The organism is Phreatobacter sp., from assembly GCF_052440005.1.
In the GTDB taxonomy this organism is placed as follows: domain Bacteria; phylum Pseudomonadota; class Alphaproteobacteria; order Rhizobiales; family Phreatobacteraceae; genus Phreatobacter.
Genome location: NZ_JBQVQL010000017.1, coordinates 23,399 through 39,003, shown reverse-complemented (window position 1 = coordinate 39,003; position 15,605 = coordinate 23,399). Strand labels below are relative to the sequence as shown.

At 68.9% G+C, this 15,605-nt stretch carries 20 protein-coding genes and 1 riboswitch; of the genes, 9 read left to right on the top strand and 11 right to left on the bottom strand.

Features of this window, described 5'->3' with window-relative positions:
* Positions 1 to 48 precede the first annotated feature (48 nt).
* From ACT6XY_RS06665 to ACT6XY_RS06655, 3 genes are read left to right on the top strand one after another with little or no spacing between them, the layout of a single operon-like run.
* A complete protein-coding gene (locus tag ACT6XY_RS06665; protein WP_444747552.1) occupies positions 49 to 747 on the top strand; it encodes an FRG domain-containing protein in 699 nt (232 codons plus the stop codon).
* 10 nt (positions 748 to 757) lie between these two features.
* Positions 758 to 1,198 carry a hypothetical protein gene (locus ACT6XY_RS06660; protein ID WP_444747551.1) on the top strand — a complete coding sequence of 147 codons (441 nt, stop codon included), beginning with the start codon at positions 758 to 760 and terminating at the stop codon, positions 1,196 to 1,198.
* A 10-nt stretch (positions 1,199 to 1,208) separates the two neighbouring features.
* Positions 1,209 to 1,490 carry a hypothetical protein gene (locus tag ACT6XY_RS06655; protein ID WP_444747550.1) on the top strand — a complete coding sequence of 94 codons (282 nt, stop codon included), beginning with the start codon at positions 1,209 to 1,211 and terminating at the stop codon, positions 1,488 to 1,490.
* Positions 1,491 to 1,494: 4 nt separating this feature from the next.
* Here ACT6XY_RS06655 and ACT6XY_RS06650 read toward each other — a convergent pair whose 3' ends face one another.
* Positions 1,495 to 1,731 carry an Lrp/AsnC ligand binding domain-containing protein gene (locus ACT6XY_RS06650; protein WP_106748835.1) on the bottom strand — a complete coding sequence of 79 codons (237 nt, stop codon included), beginning with the start codon at positions 1,729 to 1,731 and terminating at the stop codon, positions 1,495 to 1,497.
* A gap of 114 nt (positions 1,732 to 1,845) precedes the next feature.
* Positions 1,846 to 1,948: riboswitch (TPP riboswitch) on the top strand.
* A gap of 58 nt (positions 1,949 to 2,006) precedes the next feature.
* On the opposite strand from ACT6XY_RS06650, the gene thiM reads away from it, so the two are divergent.
* The 4 genes from thiM to ACT6XY_RS06630 are packed head-to-tail and all read left to right on the top strand — an operon-like array spanning position 2,007 to position 5,335.
* Positions 2,007 to 2,822: a hydroxyethylthiazole kinase gene (gene thiM / locus ACT6XY_RS06645; protein ID WP_444747549.1), complete on the top strand. Its 816-nt coding sequence runs from the start codon at positions 2,007 to 2,009 to the stop codon at positions 2,820 to 2,822.
* Positions 2,819 to 3,472: a thiamine phosphate synthase gene (gene thiE / locus ACT6XY_RS06640; RefSeq protein ID WP_444747548.1), complete on the top strand. Its 654-nt coding sequence runs from the start codon at positions 2,819 to 2,821 to the stop codon at positions 3,470 to 3,472. Before thiM ends, thiE begins: the two co-directional genes overlap by 4 nt.
* Positions 3,469 to 4,266 (top strand): bifunctional hydroxymethylpyrimidine kinase/phosphomethylpyrimidine kinase, encoded by a 798-nt coding sequence (thiD, locus tag ACT6XY_RS06635; RefSeq protein ID WP_444747547.1) that lies wholly within the window; start codon positions 3,469 to 3,471, stop codon positions 4,264 to 4,266. The genes thiE and thiD overlap by 4 nt, the downstream gene beginning before the upstream one ends.
* Position 4,267: 1 nt before the next feature.
* Positions 4,268 to 5,335, top strand: coding sequence for a TRAP transporter substrate-binding protein (locus ACT6XY_RS06630; protein WP_444747546.1), 1,068 nt, complete (start codon positions 4,268 to 4,270; stop codon positions 5,333 to 5,335).
* 34 nt (positions 5,336 to 5,369) lie between these two features.
* On the opposite strand, the gene ACT6XY_RS06625 is transcribed toward ACT6XY_RS06630, so the two are convergent.
* Positions 5,370 to 5,816: a MarR family winged helix-turn-helix transcriptional regulator gene (locus tag ACT6XY_RS06625; RefSeq protein WP_444747545.1), complete on the bottom strand. Its 447-nt coding sequence runs from the start codon at positions 5,814 to 5,816 to the stop codon at positions 5,370 to 5,372.
* Positions 5,817 to 5,996: 180 nt separating this feature from the next.
* Here ACT6XY_RS06625 and ACT6XY_RS06620 point away from each other — a divergent pair, with 180 nt between their 5' ends.
* On the top strand, positions 5,997 to 6,611 hold the full coding sequence (locus ACT6XY_RS06620) for a helix-turn-helix domain-containing protein (RefSeq protein ID WP_444747544.1): 615 nt from the start codon (positions 5,997 to 5,999) through the stop codon (positions 6,609 to 6,611).
* Positions 6,612 to 6,717: 106 nt separating this feature from the next.
* Here the strand turns inward: ACT6XY_RS06620 and ACT6XY_RS06615 are convergent, their stop codons facing one another.
* The 4 genes from ACT6XY_RS06615 to ACT6XY_RS06600 all read right to left on the bottom strand — a co-directional run bounded on the left by ACT6XY_RS06615 (position 6,718) and on the right by ACT6XY_RS06600 (position 11,270).
* Complete coding sequence (locus ACT6XY_RS06615; protein WP_444747543.1) at positions 6,718 to 7,575, bottom strand: DMT family transporter; 858 nt, start codon at positions 7,573 to 7,575, stop codon at positions 6,718 to 6,720.
* 61 nt (positions 7,576 to 7,636) lie between these two features.
* The gene (locus tag ACT6XY_RS06610) at positions 7,637 to 8,482 is read right to left on the bottom strand and encodes a fumarylacetoacetate hydrolase family protein (RefSeq protein ID WP_444747542.1); all 846 of its coding nucleotides are present in this window, start codon (positions 8,480 to 8,482) and stop codon (positions 7,637 to 7,639) included.
* 118 nt (positions 8,483 to 8,600) lie between these two features.
* Complete coding sequence (locus tag ACT6XY_RS06605; protein WP_444747541.1) at positions 8,601 to 9,662, bottom strand: hypothetical protein; 1,062 nt, start codon at positions 9,660 to 9,662, stop codon at positions 8,601 to 8,603.
* Between the two features lie 120 nt (positions 9,663 to 9,782).
* Positions 9,783 to 11,270: an NADP-dependent isocitrate dehydrogenase gene (locus ACT6XY_RS06600; protein WP_444747540.1), complete on the bottom strand. Its 1,488-nt coding sequence runs from the start codon at positions 11,268 to 11,270 to the stop codon at positions 9,783 to 9,785.
* A gap of 91 nt (positions 11,271 to 11,361) precedes the next feature.
* Between ACT6XY_RS06600 and ACT6XY_RS06595 the strand changes: the two genes are divergently transcribed.
* Complete coding sequence (locus ACT6XY_RS06595) at positions 11,362 to 12,225, top strand: LysR substrate-binding domain-containing protein (RefSeq protein ID WP_444747539.1); 864 nt, start codon at positions 11,362 to 11,364, stop codon at positions 12,223 to 12,225.
* Positions 12,226 to 12,231: 6 nt separating this feature from the next.
* On the opposite strand, the gene ACT6XY_RS06590 is transcribed toward ACT6XY_RS06595, so the two are convergent.
* The 5 genes from ACT6XY_RS06590 to ACT6XY_RS06570 all read right to left on the bottom strand — a co-directional run bounded on the left by ACT6XY_RS06590 (position 12,232) and on the right by ACT6XY_RS06570 (position 15,430).
* Positions 12,232 to 13,407, bottom strand: coding sequence for a vWA domain-containing protein (locus ACT6XY_RS06590; RefSeq protein ID WP_444747538.1), 1,176 nt, complete (start codon positions 13,405 to 13,407; stop codon positions 12,232 to 12,234).
* A 53-nt stretch (positions 13,408 to 13,460) separates the two neighbouring features.
* Complete coding sequence (locus tag ACT6XY_RS06585; protein ID WP_444747537.1) at positions 13,461 to 13,637, bottom strand: hypothetical protein; 177 nt, start codon at positions 13,635 to 13,637, stop codon at positions 13,461 to 13,463.
* A gap of 66 nt (positions 13,638 to 13,703) precedes the next feature.
* Positions 13,704 to 13,892, bottom strand: coding sequence for a hypothetical protein (locus ACT6XY_RS06580; protein WP_444747536.1), 189 nt, complete (start codon positions 13,890 to 13,892; stop codon positions 13,704 to 13,706).
* Positions 13,893 to 13,979: 87 nt separating this feature from the next.
* A complete protein-coding gene (locus ACT6XY_RS06575) occupies positions 13,980 to 14,531 on the bottom strand; it encodes a hypothetical protein (protein ID WP_444747535.1) in 552 nt (183 codons plus the stop codon).
* Between the two features lie 50 nt (positions 14,532 to 14,581).
* The gene (locus ACT6XY_RS06570; RefSeq protein WP_444747534.1) at positions 14,582 to 15,430 is read right to left on the bottom strand and encodes an AAA family ATPase; all 849 of its coding nucleotides are present in this window, start codon (positions 15,428 to 15,430) and stop codon (positions 14,582 to 14,584) included.
* Positions 15,431 to 15,605: the final 175 nt, after the last annotated feature.

The window sequence follows — 15,605 nt, the reverse complement described above, 5'->3', positions numbered from 1 at the left end:
GCGAAGGTTGTTTCCCCCTCTGAATGTCTCCCCTCCCTGGCTGCTCCGATGTCGACTACGGACCCCGTATGGCTCGATTTTCTCGACTTCGCAGCTCTCAGGAACCAGCGGTACGTTTATTTCCGGGGCCACGCGGACGCTTCCTACGACCTGATTCCCGGAATCGGACGACCAGACCGCACGCCACCCGGCGGTTGGTCACAGGCCGCCGAACGGGAGCTTCTTCTATCTTTTAAACGGGAGGCGCGGCGGTACGAGCCAGGGCTCGGCTTCTCTGACCTGGCGTGGATTGCGCTGGCCCAGCACCACGGATTGCCCACCCGTCTGCTCGACTGGACCACCAACCCCCTCACCGCCGCGTGGTATGCGGTGAACGCCAAAGATGATGTCGATGCCGTCGTGCACGTGATTCAAGTCGATCCCGACGACATCTTCGACGAGGAGGATCCGGCACGGCCCATGCCCGGTCTCTTCACCGGGACGACTGACCCATTCCTCGCGAGGGTGCCGGCGGTTGCTGCCCGGATCACGGCCCAACAGGGTCTTTTTTCCGTCCATTGTCGTCCCACCACTCCCTGGGTCCCGGCGGCTTCAGGGATGATTCACGACCATTTCGTTATACCCGGAGCGTCCAAAGGCTTCTTCCGGAGGGCTCTTTACCAGGTCGGGTTCGAGCGCCACCGGTTGATGGTGGACCTCGATGGATTGTGCAGTGCGTTGGGTTGGGCCTATATCAACAACCTCTGAGGTGAGTGCCATGATGTCCTTCGCTCTCTCCGCATCTGCCGTCGGCGAATCGCAACCTTCCGCTAGCGCTGAGCGTTCTCATCAGATGGGCTATCCTGATTCTGACGTGTTGACGCCGATCGCCGACGACGCTTCTGCAGCCGAAAGGGTTCAGGGGCTCGCATTGCTGCGGCAGTTTCTCAAGGCGGACGGCTCGATCTGGCTGGAGCTCGCGATGCTCTATCCCGAAATCGAGCCTTTCGCGCTGTCGGTCAGCTCCGATGCTTTCGTTCTCGATCGCGAAGGCGCGTTCAGTGCCAAGGCCGAGGCCCTGTTCCGGGTTCCAACGAAGCGGGCGAATGGCACCCCCGACATGGCGTCGATGGCTCTGCCGGTCGCCGTTGAAGGCAGCGTCCTCGACGGCGGCTCGTTGTTCGTCCGCTCGCTGCGGCTTCTCCCCAGGGCCGGATGACCCGCGTCGCGTGAAGCAGCAGCCGTCCTCCACGCCCCCCGCCGTCTATCTCGGCCTCGCCTTCTGCCTGGCCTCCGCCGCCTGGTGGTTCGCCTACTATGCACAGTACGGCGGAGCCTTCGGCCTTCTCGGCCTCAAGCTCGCGTGCATCGGCTTTGCGACGCCGGAATGCGCCTTCTTCCAGGCCCAGATCCGAGGGTCGATCCCGCGCTACGTGCCGGTTCTCTGGTATGCGGGCATGATCACCCTCGCCTTCGGCGTCTTCCAGATCTGGAAGCAGCGGCAGAAGTGAACGGTCAAAAGGCCTTGAAGGTGATGATCGTGTGGGTGTCCTGGATGCCCGGAATAAGCTGCACCTGCTCGTTGACGAAATGGCCGATGTCGGTGCCGGGCTCGACGTAGAACTTCACCAGCAGGTCGAAGTTGCCTGCCGTGGAATAGATCTCCGAAGCGATCTCGCGGTCGGCGAGAGCGGCGGCCACCTGATAGGCCTTGCCGAGCTGGCATTTGATCTGGACGAAGAAGGCGATCATGGGGACCCTCGCGGCATGCAGGCCTTTCCCATGCCATCAAAGGGCGCGCGCGTCATCCCCCCGAAGGCCGAGCTTGGCCGGCTTGCGCCGGCGAGGGGCCTCGCGTAACTCTGGACCATCTCATCGGGGTGCCCCTCGGGGCTGAGAGGCCGGTCACGGTCAACCCGTCGAACCTGATCCGGATTATGCCGGCGGAGGGATTGGGATGACGAGGCGGCTAAGGCCGCCACCCCATTTTCTCTGCCTGGCCTACCCGGTGAGACCGGAGACCGTCGATGGCCAGCGTCACCCCCGACCAGATCGCCGCCCTGCAAGACGCCCTCCGCGCCAAGCGCCCGCTCGTGCAGAACATCACCAATTACGTCGCCATGACGATTTCGGCCAATGTGCTGCTGGCGCTCGGCGCCTCGCCGGCCATGGTGCACAGCATCGAGGAGGTCGACGAGTTTGGCCGCCACATCGACGCCCTGGTGATCAATATCGGCACCCTGCAGCCCGCCTGGATCGACTCGATGCAGCTTGCGGCCTCGACCGCCTCGGCCGCCGGCAAGCCCTGGGTGCTCGATCCCGTCGCCTGCGGCGCGACGACCCTGCGAACCCGCGCAGCCACGGACCTTCTGGCGCTGCGGCCGACCATCGTGCGCGGCAACGCCGGCGAGATCCTGGCGCTGGCCGGGGCGAGCGGCGCGGCTTCCAGGGGCGTCGATTCGCTGGCCGGCTCCGATGCTGCGATCGACGCCGGCAGGGCGCTGGCGCGGTCGAGCGGCGCCGTCGTCGCCATCACCGGAGAGACGGATTACGTCACCGACGGCGACGACGTCTTCGCGATCTCGGGCGGCCATGCCCTGATGCCGCTCTCGACCGCCATCGGTTGTGCCCTCACCGCCACCGTCGCAGCCTTCGCGACCGTCGCGCCGCCGCTCGGGGCGACGGTCGCCGCGCTGTCCGCCTATGCGAGCGCCGGGAGCCTTGCCGGGGAACGCTGCCCCCGCGGGCCCGGCCATTTCCCGGCCGAGCTCTGCGATGCGCTGCATGGCCTGGACGCCGCGGTGATCGCCGCCCGCTCCCGCGTCGAGCTCTACCGGCCATGACGCCCGGCCTCGACCTCCGGCTTTATCTCGTCACCGATCGGGGCCTCGCAGGACCCCGCGGCGTCATCGACACGGTGGCCGCGGCCGTCGCCGGTGGGGTCACGCTGGTTCAGGTGCGCTCACCCGGGGCAACCGGCCGCTCCTTCGTCGAGGAGGCCCGCGCGCTGAAGGACTTGCTCACCCCGCTCGGCGTCGCGCTCCTCGTCAATGACCGCGTCGATGTGGCGCTCGCTGTCGATGCCGACGGCGTTCATGTCGGCCAGAGCGACATCGACGCGGTCACCGTCCGCGCCATGCTCGGGCCGCGCAAGATCATCGGGCTCTCGGTGGGCTCACCGGCGGAATGGCAGGCCTCGCAGCACCATCTTGCTGCCGTCGACTATATCGGCGCCGGTCCCGTTTTCGCGACCACGACGAAGAAGGACGCCGGAGCCGCCATCGGCTGCGACGGCCTTGCCTCGGTCGTTACGCTCAGTCCCTTGCCCGTCGTCGCCATCGGCGGCATCGGGGCCGGGAATGCGGCGGCGGTCATGTCGGCCGGGCCGCAGGGGATCGCCGTGGTCTCTGCCGTCATGGCCGCCGTGGACCCGGCCCGTGCCGCCCGCGACCTTCGCACCATCGTCGATCAAGCGCTGGAGACGACTTCATGACCGCCATCGCCGTCACTATTGCAGGCTCGGATTCCGGCGGTGGCGCCGGCATCCAGGCCGATCTCAAGACCTTCTCGGCGCTGGGCGTCTACGGCGCCAGCGTGGTGACGGCGCTGACCGCCCAGAACACCCGCGGCGTGCAGGCGATCCACGACGTGCCGCCGGACTTCATCGCGGCGCAGATGGATTCGGTCTTCTCCGACCTGAAGGTGGGGGCGGCCAAGATCGGCATGCTGTCGCAGGTGGCCGTCATCGAGACGGTGGCCGCTGGGCTCGACCGGCACCGCGTCGGGCAGGTGGTGCTCGATCCGGTGATGGTCGCAACGTCGGGCGACAGGCTTCTCAACCCCGATGCGGTCTCGGCGCTGAGACGGCTCCTGTTCCCGCGCTGCGTGCTCGTCACGCCGAACCTGCTCGAGGCGGCGGCCCTTCTCGACCAGCCGGTGGCGCGCGGCGAGGACGACATGCTCGCCCAGGGGCAGGCGCTGCTCCGCCAGGGCGCGCGAGCGGTCCTGATGAAGGGCGGCCATGCGACGGGGGAGACCAGCGTCGACCTCCTCGTCTCGCCGGCGGGCGCGGTCAGGCTGGAGGCGCCGCGCGTCGCCACCCGCAACACCCACGGCACCGGCTGCACGCTCTCCTCGGCCGTCGCGGCGGGGCTCGCCAAGGGCTTCCCGCTCGGGCAGGCGGTGAGCGAGGCCAAGGATTACGTGACGGCCGCCATCGCCGCGGCCGACCGGCTCGCGGTCGGCGAGGGGCACGGGCCCACCCATCATTTCCACGCCTGGTGGTGACATGACGTTCAATCGCCGTTCCGCCCTCGCCGTCGGCGCCGCCGGGGTCCTTGCCGCGCCCGGCGTCGCGCGGGCCCAGGCCTTGCGCTGGCGCCTGGTCACCTCCTGGCCGCGCAACCTGCCCGGCCCCGCCTTCTCGGCCCAGCGCATCGCCGACCGGATCAAGCTCCTGTCGGGCGGGCGGATCGAGGTGCAGGTCTTCGCCGCCGGCGAGGTGGTGCCGGCCTTCGCCGTCCACGAGGCGGTGGGCAACGCCACCGTCGAACTCGGCCATACCGCATCCTTCTTCGCCATCGGGCGGGAGCCGGGCCTCGCCTTCTTCACCGCCATCCCCTTCGGCCTGACGCCGCCCGAGCACAATGCCTGGGTGCTGAAGGGCGGCGGGCAGGCGCTGTGGGACGAGGCGGCGGCGCGCTTCGGCGTGAAGCCCTTCCTCGGCGGCAATACCGGGGTCTCGATGGGCGGCTGGTTCAGGCGCGAGCTGCAGTCGGCGGAGGACGTGAAGGGGCTCACCATCCGCATGGTGGGCCTCGGGGCGGAGCTGTTCCAGCGGCTTGGCGCCACGGCCATCGCAGTGCCGCCCGGCGACATCTACCCGGCGCTGGAGCGCGGCGCCATCGACGGGGCCGAGTTCACCGCGCCGGGTTCCGACATCCAGCTGGGGCTGTGGCGGGTGGCGCCCTTCTACTATGCGCCCGGCTTCAACAAGCCGAACGGATCGAGCGAACTCGTCGTCAACAAGGCCCTGTGGGACGGGCTGCCGGCGGACCTGAAGGGTGTCGTGGCGGCGGCGAGCGAGGCGGAGCAGGCGGTGGCGCTCGCCGAGATCGAGATCCTCAACATGGAGGCGCTGGCGACCATGGTGTCGACCCACGGCGTCCGGCTGCGCGGCTTCCCGACGCCGATGGTGCAGCTCGCCCGCCGCCACGCCGGAGACCTCCTCGGCGAACTCGCCGGACGCAGCCCGGTGGCTGGCAAGATCGCCGCCCATTACACCGCCTTCCAGGGGCGCATCGGCCCGTGGACGCGCATCTCGACGCATGCGGCGCTCGGCGCCCGCGAGGTCTAGGCGCCGTCAGGTCTGCTGCGGTCGCGGCCTCGGCTCAGGACAGACGGCCGGGCTGGCCGACGGTCAGCCGGCCGAGAAGGTCGGCGAGAGTGCCGATTTCCGTCGCGCTCCAGCGGTCGCTGAACAGGTCCGAGGCCTTCTGCCGGAGGGTCGCCTCCGCTTCGGCGACGCGCGTGGCGCCGGCCGGCGTGAGGACGACGTAGGAGAGGCGCGCGTCGCGCTGGTCGTCCTCGCGGCCGACGAGCCCCAGCTTTTCGAGCGGCATGCAGGTCCGGGTGATGGTCGAAGGACTGGCGTTCAGGCGTCGGGCAAGTTCCACGCGGCTCAGGCGGGCGAGCGGCGCGCGGGCGAGCTGCATCAGCAGCAGCGCATCCTTGAGGGCGAGGCCGTGGATGGAGGCAAGCTCACCGGCGATGCGCTCTTCGAGAACGGCATGGGCCTTGAACAGGTGGAGGACGGCGGCAAAGGAATCGTGTGTCATGTTTCCTTATGTGATCCACTATGTTTCCGAATGCAAGCATATGTGAATTGTTTTGGCGGATGCAGTTTCTTCGGGTCGCGCTTCCACCGGCCTCATCGCCTTGCACCGCGGGGAGGGGGTCCCTATGAGTGTCTGAACGAACGTTTCGTTCGATCCGAAGCCCGAGACGAACGCCTGCCAATGGCCGACCGCGACCCCAAGAAGATCGAGATGGATGCCGGAGCCCATGTGCTGTCCGGCAATCTCGGCAAGACCGTGCAGCGGCTGCGCAAGGCCTACAACCTGTCGCTGTCGGAGCTGTCGGAACAGTCGGGCGTCGCCAAATCGATCATCAGCCAGATCGAGCGCAACGAGACCAACCCGACGCTCGCGACCATCTGGCGACTGAGCCAGGCCCTCGACGTATCCATCGAACGCGTGCTGGCGACCGCCACCGAAGAACCCTTCCTGGAGAAGCTGTCTCGGGCCGACACGCCGCTGCTGGTCTCCGACGACGGCAAGTGCCGCCTTTCGATCATCGGCTGGATCAAGACCGTCGAGTGGCTGCAGTGGTACGACTTCCAGTGCGACCCCGGCGGCATGCTGGAGAGCGAGGGGCACCAGCGCGGTTCCATCGAGAGCCTGTCGGTGCTGGAGGGCGAGTTGCAGGTGGAGGTCGGCGACCGGGTCGAGATCGTCGGGGCGGGCGAGAGCGCGCGCTACCGCTGCGACGGCCGCCACGTCATCCGCAACGTCGGCACGGGGCCCGCCCACGCTGTGATGGTCTGCATCCTCAAGGCCGCCGTGATGGAGTGACGGGCCGCCTTTGCGCCCCGTCTCATCGGTCTGGCCCAAGTCCCTGACGCGGAATCGCTTTCGGCCCTCGTCCTGAAGCGGAGATTCCAGTCCTTCACGTTTCGATTCAGCTGCCGCGCCGGCGCCTTTCGCCGGCGAGGATGACCAGCGCGATGCCGGCGATCATGGCGGCGGAGGCGAGGACGAGGCGCGCCGTCAGCGCCTCGCCGATGAAGACGACGGCGCCCGCCGCGGCAATGGCCGGGACGGTGAGCTGGATCGAGGCCGCGGTGACGCGCGGCAGTGCGGGCAGGACGGCATACCAGACGGCATAGCCGAGGCCGGAGGCCAGCGCCCCCGAGGCGACGGCATAGGCGAGGCCCGCCGGGTCCGGCGGATGGACGCGCCAGCCCCAAGCCATGAGGACCAGCGCGACGGGAAGGCAGCGCAGGAAGTTGCCGGCGGTGTCGGCGAGAGGATCGGTGGACCCGCGCCCGAGGCCCGAATAGACCGCCCACGACAGGCCCGCCGCGACCATCAGCACGACGCCGGCGGGCGCGGGGGCCGACACGCCCGGCGCGACCAGCCAGACGAGGGCTGCGAAGGCGGCGGCGAGGCCCGCCCATTCCAGCGGGCCCGGCCGCTCTCCGGCCGCGACGGCACGGGCCATCATGCCGAACTGGACGGCACCGAACAGGACGATGGCGCCGACCGCGGCGCCGAGCCAGAGATAGGCGATGGAGAACGCCAGGGCATAGACGAAGAGCGCGGCCGCCTGCGCCCAGCTGCCCGCCACGGCGGGAACGCCCGGACGCCGGCCGACGATCTGCGAGAGGAGCGCCAGCACCAGGGCGCCGGAGGCGAGGCGCCAGCCGGTATAGCCCATGTCGTCGATGGCCCCGCCCGCGAGGGCGAGGCGCGCCAGGATCGAATTGGCCGCGAAGGCGACCATCGCCGTCGCGGTGAGGGCGATGGTTCTCAGCATGGACGGTTTCATGTCCGGCGGAGCGATGGCGGGCGGACGCGTTGGCGCCCGCCGCACCGGCTCACTGCCAGGCGATGACCTTCTGCTTCTGCTCGCCGAGGCCTTCGATGCCGAGGGTCATGACGTCGCCCGCCTTGAGGAAGCGCGGCGGCTTCATGCCGAGGCCGACGCCGGGCGGGGTGCCCGTGGTGATGACGTCGCCGGGTTCCAGCACCATGAATTCGGAGCAGTAGGAGACGATGGTCTTCACGTCGAAGATCATGGTCTTGGTCGAGCCGGTCTGCATGCGCTCGCCGTTGAGGTCGAGCCACATGGCGAGCTTCTGCACGTCCTTGACCTCGTCGGTGGTGACGAGCCAGGGGCCGAGCGGTCCGAAGGTCTCGCAGCCCTTGCCCTTCATCCACTGGCCGCCGCGCTCGATCTGGTATTCGCGCTCGGAGACGTCGTTGCAGACGCAGAAGCCGGCGACGACGGAGAGGGCGTCCTTCTTGGAGACGTAGCGGGCGCGCTCGCCGATGACGATGGCGAGTTCGATCTCCCAGTCGGTCTTCGCCGACTTCTTCGGCAGCATGACGTCGTCGTTCGGGCCGACGATGCAGGAGCGCGCCTTGTTGAAGAGGATCGGCTCGGTGGGAATGGCGGCGCCGGTCTCGGCGGCGTGGTCGGCATAGTTGAGGCCCACGGCGATGAAGTTGCCGACGTCGCCGACGCAGGCGCCGAGGCGCGGACGGCCCTTCACCAGCGGCAGCTTCTCCCAATTGGCCTTGGCGATCTTGGCGAGACCCTTCTTGCCGAGGGCCGCGCCGGCGATGTCGGGCACCACGCCCGAGAGATCGCGGATCTTGCCATCGGGATCGATCAGGCCAGGCTTTTCTTTGCCCTTGGCGCCATAGCGAACGAGTTTCACGACTTCCCCTCCCATTGTTGTCGAAGGCCGTTGGCGGAATGATGCCGGGGTCTTCAAACGTTTCGCAAGGGCGGGACGCGCATGGCCGGGCGGCGCGGGGAGGGGTGGAGACCCGTCGTCAGCCGCCCTGGTCGTGGGGGGCCCCGAGGCTGGACATCATCTGTTCCCGGCCTATGAGCCCGGCCAGGGCGGCTTCGGCGGCGTCGAGGTCGGGCAACGGCTCGCCGCCGTCGCGTTCGGTGGCCAGTCGCGCGACGAGGTCGTCGAGATCGGCGCCGCCGTCGCAGGGGCTGGCGAAGAGGCGGTCGTAGATTTCCGCATGATCCTCGCCGGGGCGTTGCAGGATCCGCGGCCAGCCGATCGGCAGGTCGTCGGACAGCCGCGGGCCAGGAAGCAGGGCCAGCAGGCAGGACAGCCGGTAAAGCATCGCATCGCCGCGGGCACCGGCGAGGGCGTCGGCCCGCCATGCGTCATAGAGATCGATGACCCTCAGTCCGGCGCCGAGCACGCCCATGCGCAGATGGCGCGCGGTGCCGGTGGCATTGCAGAAGGCCTCCCACCGCCGGTCGAACAGAAAGGGGCGCAGATGCGGAACGCCCGGCGCGCCGAAGGCCGCGAGGCCCAGGATGATGCCGGCGATATTGTCGATCGCCGTTTGCGCGGCGAGCCTTGGCAGCAGGTCCAGCAGGCCTGACTGGTCCCCCTTGAAGGCCAGGCTGGGCAGAAACTCCGGGAACAGGCCCTGCCCGTCGAGGCTGCGGATCTTCCGGGCGATCTCGCCGGCGATGGAGCCGCAGGGCAGGTCCATCAGCCCGAGACAGGCTGCCCGGGACTCGTGATGCGGCGCCTCCCTGGCCACGGTCCAGAGCGCGGGGACGGCCGGGGCATAGCCGGTGGCACCGATCGCCTGCAGCACCTCGGCCGGGCAGTCGTCCCGCAGTCCCCGACGGTCGACCATCGCCGAGAAGAGCCTTGCCCCGGTCTCGGCAGAGCCGAAGCGCTCGAGGACCGGAAGCGCGAAAGCGTCGGCCGTGTCGAGAAACCAGGGCAGCACGGCGTCCGCATCGGCACCGGACCCGAAGCGCAGCACCAGGTCGCGCAGCACCTGCACCTCGATCTCGCCGCTGGGCGTCCGCGGCGCCCGGAGGGAGGCGAGCAGCCTTGCGGTCTGCGTGAGCATGGGGAGCGTCCTCGGTCCGGCAGGTCTGGTGGTCGCGCCGCCTGACGGCGCCGCGACCTACTGCACCAGTCCCTTCAGCGCCTTGTCCAGCCCGCTGAACGCCAGCGGCGGGCGCGACCTCTATTGCCCCTGGCCGAGGCTGTAGCCGGGCACGCCGTCGAAGGTGAACAGGTGCTCGGTCTTCACGAAGTCGATCCCGGCGCGGGCGAGGGCCGCCAGCAGTTCGGCAACCATGGCCTTGGTGAACTGCCGCGGCGCCGGCATCTCGAAGCGGCACCGCCAGTGGTCGGTCAGGAAGGTCTGCGGCTGGCCTTCCGGCCAGACCTTGACGCCGCGGTTGCTCACCATGGTCAGGGCAAGCAGGCCCGAAGCCGCCGCCTGCATCCGGGCGGCGAGGGTGTCGGGAGACGTCCCGGCGGCATGGACGAAGACGTCGATGCCGACGAGGCGCTTGTCGGCTGCGGGCCGCCGGGGCGGGGTGAAAGGCACGATGGCCGTCGCCGCCGCGTAATCGGGCCGGGTCAGGGTGCGCGGCGAATGTCCCAGCCTGTCGATCACCGCGTCGGCGAAGGCCTGGGTGCCGACCCGGCGCGCCGACACGCCCTCGCGGAAGATGTCGGGCGTGTGGATGCCGTCCTCGATGGTCTTCAGCCAGGCGAGGTGCAGCCGCTCGGCGACCTCCCTCTGGCCGATATGGACCAGCATCATGATGCCCGACAGCAGCAGCCCCGAGGGATTGGCGATCCCCTGGCCGGCGATCTGCGGCGCCGATCCGTGCACCGCCTCGAACATGGCGCCGTGCTCGCCGATGTTGGAGGAGCCGCCGAGCCCGACCGAGCCGGAAATCTCGGCGGCGATGTCGGAGAGGATGTCGCCGTAGAGGTTCAGGGTGACGACGACGTCGAACTCTTCCGGCCGGGCTGCGAGCCGCGCCGCTCCGATGTCGATGATCATGTGGTCGCTCGCGATGCCGGGATAGTCGGCCGCAACCTCGTCGAAGACCTTCCGGAACAGCCCGTCGGTCATCTTCATGATGTTGTCCTTGGTGAAGCAGGTGACCTTCCGCCGGCCGTTGGCGCGGGCGTAGTCGAAGGCGTAGCGGACGATCTTCTCGCAGCCCGGCCGGCTGACGAGCTTCAGGCACTGGACGACCTCGTCGGTCTGCCGGTGCTCGATGCCGGCATAGAGGTCCTCCTCGTTCTCGCGGATGATGACCACGTCCATGACCGGGTGCCGGGTGGCAACGAAGGGGGCGTAGGACAGGCAGGGCCGGGTGTTGGCGAAGAGGCCGAGGCTCTTGCGGAGCGTCACGTTGAGGCTCTTGTAGCCGCCGCCCTGGGGCGTGGTGATCGGCGCCTTGAAGAGGAGGCCGGTGCGCCGGATGCTGTCCCAGGCCTCGGGCGGGATGCCCGAGCCGTGCCCGTCGCGATAGGCCGTCTCGCCGATGACGATGGGCTCGACCGCGAGGCGGGCTCCGGCGGCGAGCATCATCTGCAGGGCGGCGTTCATGATCTCGGGACCGATGCCGTCGCCGAAGGCGACCGTCACCGGCGTTGCGCCGGGAACGGCCGGCGACCGGAAGGCGGCGGCGGGGGTGTGGATGGACATGGCTGAGCTCCGTGGTTGGACGCACCTCCCTTGCGTGACCGGTCAAGATTTGTGAAATTGATTGTATCGGTTTCATTGATTGACGATTGCAATGACGCGCCTGGCCAATCTCGACGTGGATCTCCTGCGGTCCTTCCTGGCCGTGGCGCGGACGCGCAGCTTTTCGCGCGCCGGCGCCGAGCTGCACCGGACCCAGTCGACCATCTCGCTGCAGATCAAGCGGCTGGAGGACAGCCTCGGCTACCGCCTCCTCGACCGGACGCCGCGCTCCGTCACGCTGACGCCGCGCGGCGAGGCCTTCAGCGCGGCGGCGCAGCAGATGGTGGCGCTGAACGACGAGATCGTGGCGCGGATCAACGAGCCCGACCTTGCGGGCACCGTCAGGCTCGGCACGCCGGAGGATTTCGCCACGAGCCACCTGCCGGACGTGCTCGCGCGCTTCGCCGAGGTGCATCCGCGCGTCAATCTGGAGGTGACATGCGACCTCACCCTCAACCTGCTCGACGGCTTCCGCGACGGCGCCTTCGACATGGTGCTGGTGAAGCGCGAGCAGGGGCGCCGCATGGACGGAACCCGCGTCTGGCGCGAGCCGCTGGTCTGGGTCGGCAACGGACCCGCGGTCGCCCTGCGCGAGACCCTGCCGCTCGTCGTCTCGCCGACGCCCTGCGTCTATCGCAAGCGCGCCACGGAGGCCCTCGCGACCGTCGGCCGGGCCTGGCGCATCGCCTATACCTGCGGCTCGCTGGCCGGCTCCATCGCCGCCGTGCGGGCGGGTCTCGGGATCACCGTGCTGCCGAAGGAGATGGTGCCGCCGGGGCTCTCCCGGCTCGACGGCGTCGGGCTGCCGAACCTGCCCGACACGGAGATCGCCCTGCTGACGGCGGCGACGCTGGCGACACCCGCCGCGCGGCTCAGGGACCACATCACGCGGTCGCTGGAACAGGCGGGCGGCTGAACGGGCTTAGCGCACCAGTTCCTTCATCGCCTTGTCGAGGCCGGTGAGGGTGAGCGGGAACATGCGCTGCTCCATGATGTCGCGCATCATGCCGATGGAGTGGGTGTAGTCCCAGTGCTTCTCCTTCACCGGGTTCAACCAGACCATGGAGGGGTAGATCGAGGCGACGCGCTTCATCCAGGTGACGCCGGCCTCCTCGTTGAAATGCTCGACCGAGCCGCCGGGCTGGGCGATCTCGTAGGGGCTCATGGAGGCGTCGCCGACGAAGATGACCTTGTAGTCGTTGCCGTATTTGTGCAGCACGTCCCAGGTCGGCATGGTCTCGTCGAAGCGGCGCTGGTTCTTCTTCCATACCTTCTCGTAGAGGCAGTTGTGGAAGTAGAAATACTCCATGTGCTTGAACTCGGCCTTGGCGGCGGAGAACAGCTCCTCGCAGAGCTGGATGTGCCAGTCCATCGAGCCGCCGACGTCGAAGAAGATCAGCACCTTGATGGAGTTGCGCCGCTCGGGCCGCATCTGCACGTCGAGGAAGCCGTGGCGCGCCGTCTCGCGGATGGTGCCGTCGAGGTCGAGCTCGTCGGGCGATCCGGTGCGGGCGAACTTGCGCAGGCGGCGCAGCGCGATCTTGATGTTGCGGGTGCCGAGCTCGACCGTGTCGTCGTAGTCCTTGAACTCGCGCTTGTCCCAGACCTTCACGGCGCGGAAGTTGCGGTTGCCCTCCTGGCCGATGCGCACGCCTTCGGGGTTGTAGCCGTAGGCGCCGAAGGGCGAGGTGCCGCCGGTGCCGATCCACTTGTTGCCGCCCTGGTGGCGACCCTTCTGCTCCTCGAGCCGCTTCTTCAGCGTCTCCATGAGCTTGTCCCAGCCGCCGAGCGCCTCGATCTGGGCCTTCTCCTCCTCGGTGAGGAATTTCTCGGTGAGCTTCCGCAGCCATTCCTCGGGGACGTTGACCTCGAGGCCTTCGGCGAGGGTCTCGAAGCCCTTGAAGGTGGCGCCGAAAACCTTGTCGAACTTGTCGATGTTGCGCTCGTCCTTCACCAGCGTGGCGCGGGAGAGGTAGTAGAAGTCGGTCGGAGCGCGCTCGATGATGTCGGCGTCGAGCGCCTCCATGAGCGTCAGGTATTCGCGCACCGTCACCGGCACGCCCGCCTTCTTCAGGTCGTGGAAGAAATTGATGAACATGGCGGCAGCTTAGAGCGCTCCGCGCCGCGCGTCATCCCATGCCGTTGGGCGGATCAGTCGCCGCCGTCCCCGTCGCCGCAGGAGAGGCCGTCGGCCGACGTCGAGCTCGACGGGCGCGGGACGCCGTTGCGGTCGCACCAGCGGTCGTACCAGACGTGGGCGCCGACGAGCGTGAGGAGCGCGGCCGTCGCCGCGAGGGTGATCAGGTTGACGCCGGCGAACAGCTCCATGCGCGGCAAGCTACCGCGAAAACCTTGCCGTTTCGCGAAGACAAAGCCCGGAATTCGCGCTGTTCGTCAGTCGCCGCCACCGCCGCCGTCCCCTCCGCCGCCGCCGTCTCCCCCGCCGGCATCGCCCTCGGAACTGTCCGGCCCGCCACCATCGGTGGAGGAGGCCTCGCCGCCCTGCCAGACGTCCCCGAGCACCCAGGCGAGAAGGAGAAAGCCGCCGCCGGCGGCGAGGATCAGCGTCAGGGTTGTGGCCATGCCCATGCGGCTCCTTGCAAGGGGCCGACGACACAGTGGCGGTGTTTCAGCCGCGTGGCGGCGGGGCAGGGTGCGGGTGTCGCGGGATCAGGAGGGCTCCCAGGCCCCCGTGGCGGCGCGGCAAAAGCGCTGCTCGTCGAGGGGCACCGGCGGCGGCGCGCCGACGAGGCCGTCGGCCGGTCCGAAGACGGTCAGGGTGGCGGCGACGACGCGGCACGGGCGGCCGCGGCTCGCCTCGACCGGGTAGACGGACAGCACGATCTCCCGGCGGGCGCCGGCGCGGCTGCGCCAGTTGGTCTCCATGCCGCGGGCGCTGGCAGCGGTGGCGAGGAGGAGGGTGCGGATCTCGCCGAGGTCCTCGTCGGTGAGGGCGAGCATGGAGGGGCAGTCCTCGGCCGATCCCGTGCGCGAGACGGCGGTGACGGAGCCGAAGACGGCGAAGCCGCCGGCGCCCGCCATGCCGGCGCGGGTGCCGCCCGACTGGGTGGCCCGGCAGCGCGTCACCTGGCGCTCGATGGACCATGCGGAAGCCTCGACCCCGCCCGGCGGGCTCGCGTCGAGACCGGCCGAACAGCCGGCGAGGAACAGGAGGGCCGGCAGCACGGCTGCACGGACACCCGGGAAGGTCACGGTCGGCATCTCTCTCGATCCGGTGCGACTCGGCGCAGTCGCGCCGGGCGCACCATGACTCAGCCGCGCTTCGCGAGGAAGGCCAGGCGCTCGAAGAGGTGGACGTCCTGCTCGTTCTTCAGGAGCGCGCCATGGAGCGGCGGGATGGCCTTGCGCGGGTCCTTCTCGCGCAGCGTCTCCGGCGAGATGTCCTCCACCATGAGCAGCTTCAGCCAGTCCAGCAGTTCGGAGGTGGAGGGCTTCTTCTTCAGGCCCGGCACATCGCGCACCTCGTAGAAGATGCGCAGCGCCTCGGCGACCAGCTTCTGCTTGATGCCGGGGAAGTGGACGTCGACGATGGCCTGCATCGTCTCGGCGTCGGGGAACTTGATGTAGTGGAAGAAGCAGCGGCGCAGGAAGGCGTCCGGCAGCTCCTTCTCGTTGTTGGAGGTGATGATGACGATGGGCCGCTGGTCCGCCTTGATCGTCTCGCCGGTCTCGTAGACGAAGAACTCCATGCGATCGAGCTCCTGCAGGAGGTCGTTCGGGAACTCGATGTCGGCCTTGTCGATCTCGTCGATGAGCAGCACCGGCCGCACGGGGGCGGTGAAGCCCTCCCAGAGCTTGCCGCGCTTGATGTAGTTGCCGATGTCCTTGACGCGCTCGTCGCCGAGCTGGCTGTCGCGCAGGCGCGAGACGGCGTCGTACTCGTAGAGGCCCTGCTGCGCCTTGGTTGTGGACTTCACGTGCCACTCGATCAGCGGCGCGCCGATGGCCTTGGCGATCTCGATGGCGAGGACCGTCTTGCCGGTGCCGGGCTCGCCCTTCACCAGGAGCGGGCGCTGGAGCGTGATCGCGGCATTGACCGCCACCTTGAGATCGTCGGTCGCGACATAGCCGCTCGTCCCCTCGAAACGCCCGGACGCCATGTGATGTGCCTCATGTCCTGATGGGTGGCGGAGGCGACGGCCTCCACGGTCGGCCCGCAGGGTAGGGGGGAGCCCTGACGCCTGCAACACCCGGCAGAATATGCCGATCGGCACAGGCGTTTATGCCGGGCAGCCGGCGTAAACCTCTCGTAAACCATTCAAGGCACTGGAAAAT

What these genes read in the sequence shown, in the direction of transcription:
- ACT6XY_RS06665 (WP_444747552.1), top strand. Translation starts at nt 49, where the DNA reads ATGTCGACTACGGACCCCGTATGGCTCGATTTTCTCGACTTCGCAGCT.
- ACT6XY_RS06660 (WP_444747551.1), top strand. Translation starts at nt 758, where the DNA reads ATGATGTCCTTCGCTCTCTCCGCATCTGCCGTCGGCGAATCGCAACCT.
- ACT6XY_RS06650 (WP_106748835.1), bottom strand. Translation starts at nt 1,731, where the DNA reads ATGATCGCCTTCTTCGTCCAGATCAAATGCCAGCTCGGCAAGGCCTAT.
- thiM (WP_444747549.1), top strand. Translation starts at nt 2,007, where the DNA reads ATGGCCAGCGTCACCCCCGACCAGATCGCCGCCCTGCAAGACGCCCTC.
- thiE (WP_444747548.1), top strand. Translation starts at nt 2,819, where the DNA reads ATGACGCCCGGCCTCGACCTCCGGCTTTATCTCGTCACCGATCGGGGC.
- thiD (WP_444747547.1), top strand. Translation starts at nt 3,469, where the DNA reads ATGACCGCCATCGCCGTCACTATTGCAGGCTCGGATTCCGGCGGTGGC.
- ACT6XY_RS06630 (WP_444747546.1), top strand. Translation starts at nt 4,268, where the DNA reads ATGACGTTCAATCGCCGTTCCGCCCTCGCCGTCGGCGCCGCCGGGGTC.
- ACT6XY_RS06625 (WP_444747545.1), bottom strand. Translation starts at nt 5,816, where the DNA reads ATGACACACGATTCCTTTGCCGCCGTCCTCCACCTGTTCAAGGCCCAT.
- ACT6XY_RS06620 (WP_444747544.1), top strand. Translation starts at nt 5,997, where the DNA reads ATGGCCGACCGCGACCCCAAGAAGATCGAGATGGATGCCGGAGCCCAT.
- ACT6XY_RS06615 (WP_444747543.1), bottom strand. Translation starts at nt 7,575, where the DNA reads ATGCTGAGAACCATCGCCCTCACCGCGACGGCGATGGTCGCCTTCGCG.
- ACT6XY_RS06605 (WP_444747541.1), bottom strand. Translation starts at nt 9,662, where the DNA reads ATGCTCACGCAGACCGCAAGGCTGCTCGCCTCCCTCCGGGCGCCGCGG.
- ACT6XY_RS06600 (WP_444747540.1), bottom strand. Translation starts at nt 11,270, where the DNA reads ATGTCCATCCACACCCCCGCCGCCGCCTTCCGGTCGCCGGCCGTTCCC.
- ACT6XY_RS06595 (WP_444747539.1), top strand. Translation starts at nt 11,362, where the DNA reads ATGACGCGCCTGGCCAATCTCGACGTGGATCTCCTGCGGTCCTTCCTG.
- ACT6XY_RS06590 (WP_444747538.1), bottom strand. Translation starts at nt 13,407, where the DNA reads ATGTTCATCAATTTCTTCCACGACCTGAAGAAGGCGGGCGTGCCGGTG.
- ACT6XY_RS06585 (WP_444747537.1), bottom strand. Translation starts at nt 13,637, where the DNA reads ATGGAGCTGTTCGCCGGCGTCAACCTGATCACCCTCGCGGCGACGGCC.
- ACT6XY_RS06580 (WP_444747536.1), bottom strand. Translation starts at nt 13,892, where the DNA reads ATGGCCACAACCCTGACGCTGATCCTCGCCGCCGGCGGCGGCTTTCTC.
- ACT6XY_RS06575 (WP_444747535.1), bottom strand. Translation starts at nt 14,531, where the DNA reads ATGCCGACCGTGACCTTCCCGGGTGTCCGTGCAGCCGTGCTGCCGGCC.
- ACT6XY_RS06570 (WP_444747534.1), bottom strand. Translation starts at nt 15,430, where the DNA reads ATGGCGTCCGGGCGTTTCGAGGGGACGAGCGGCTATGTCGCGACCGAC.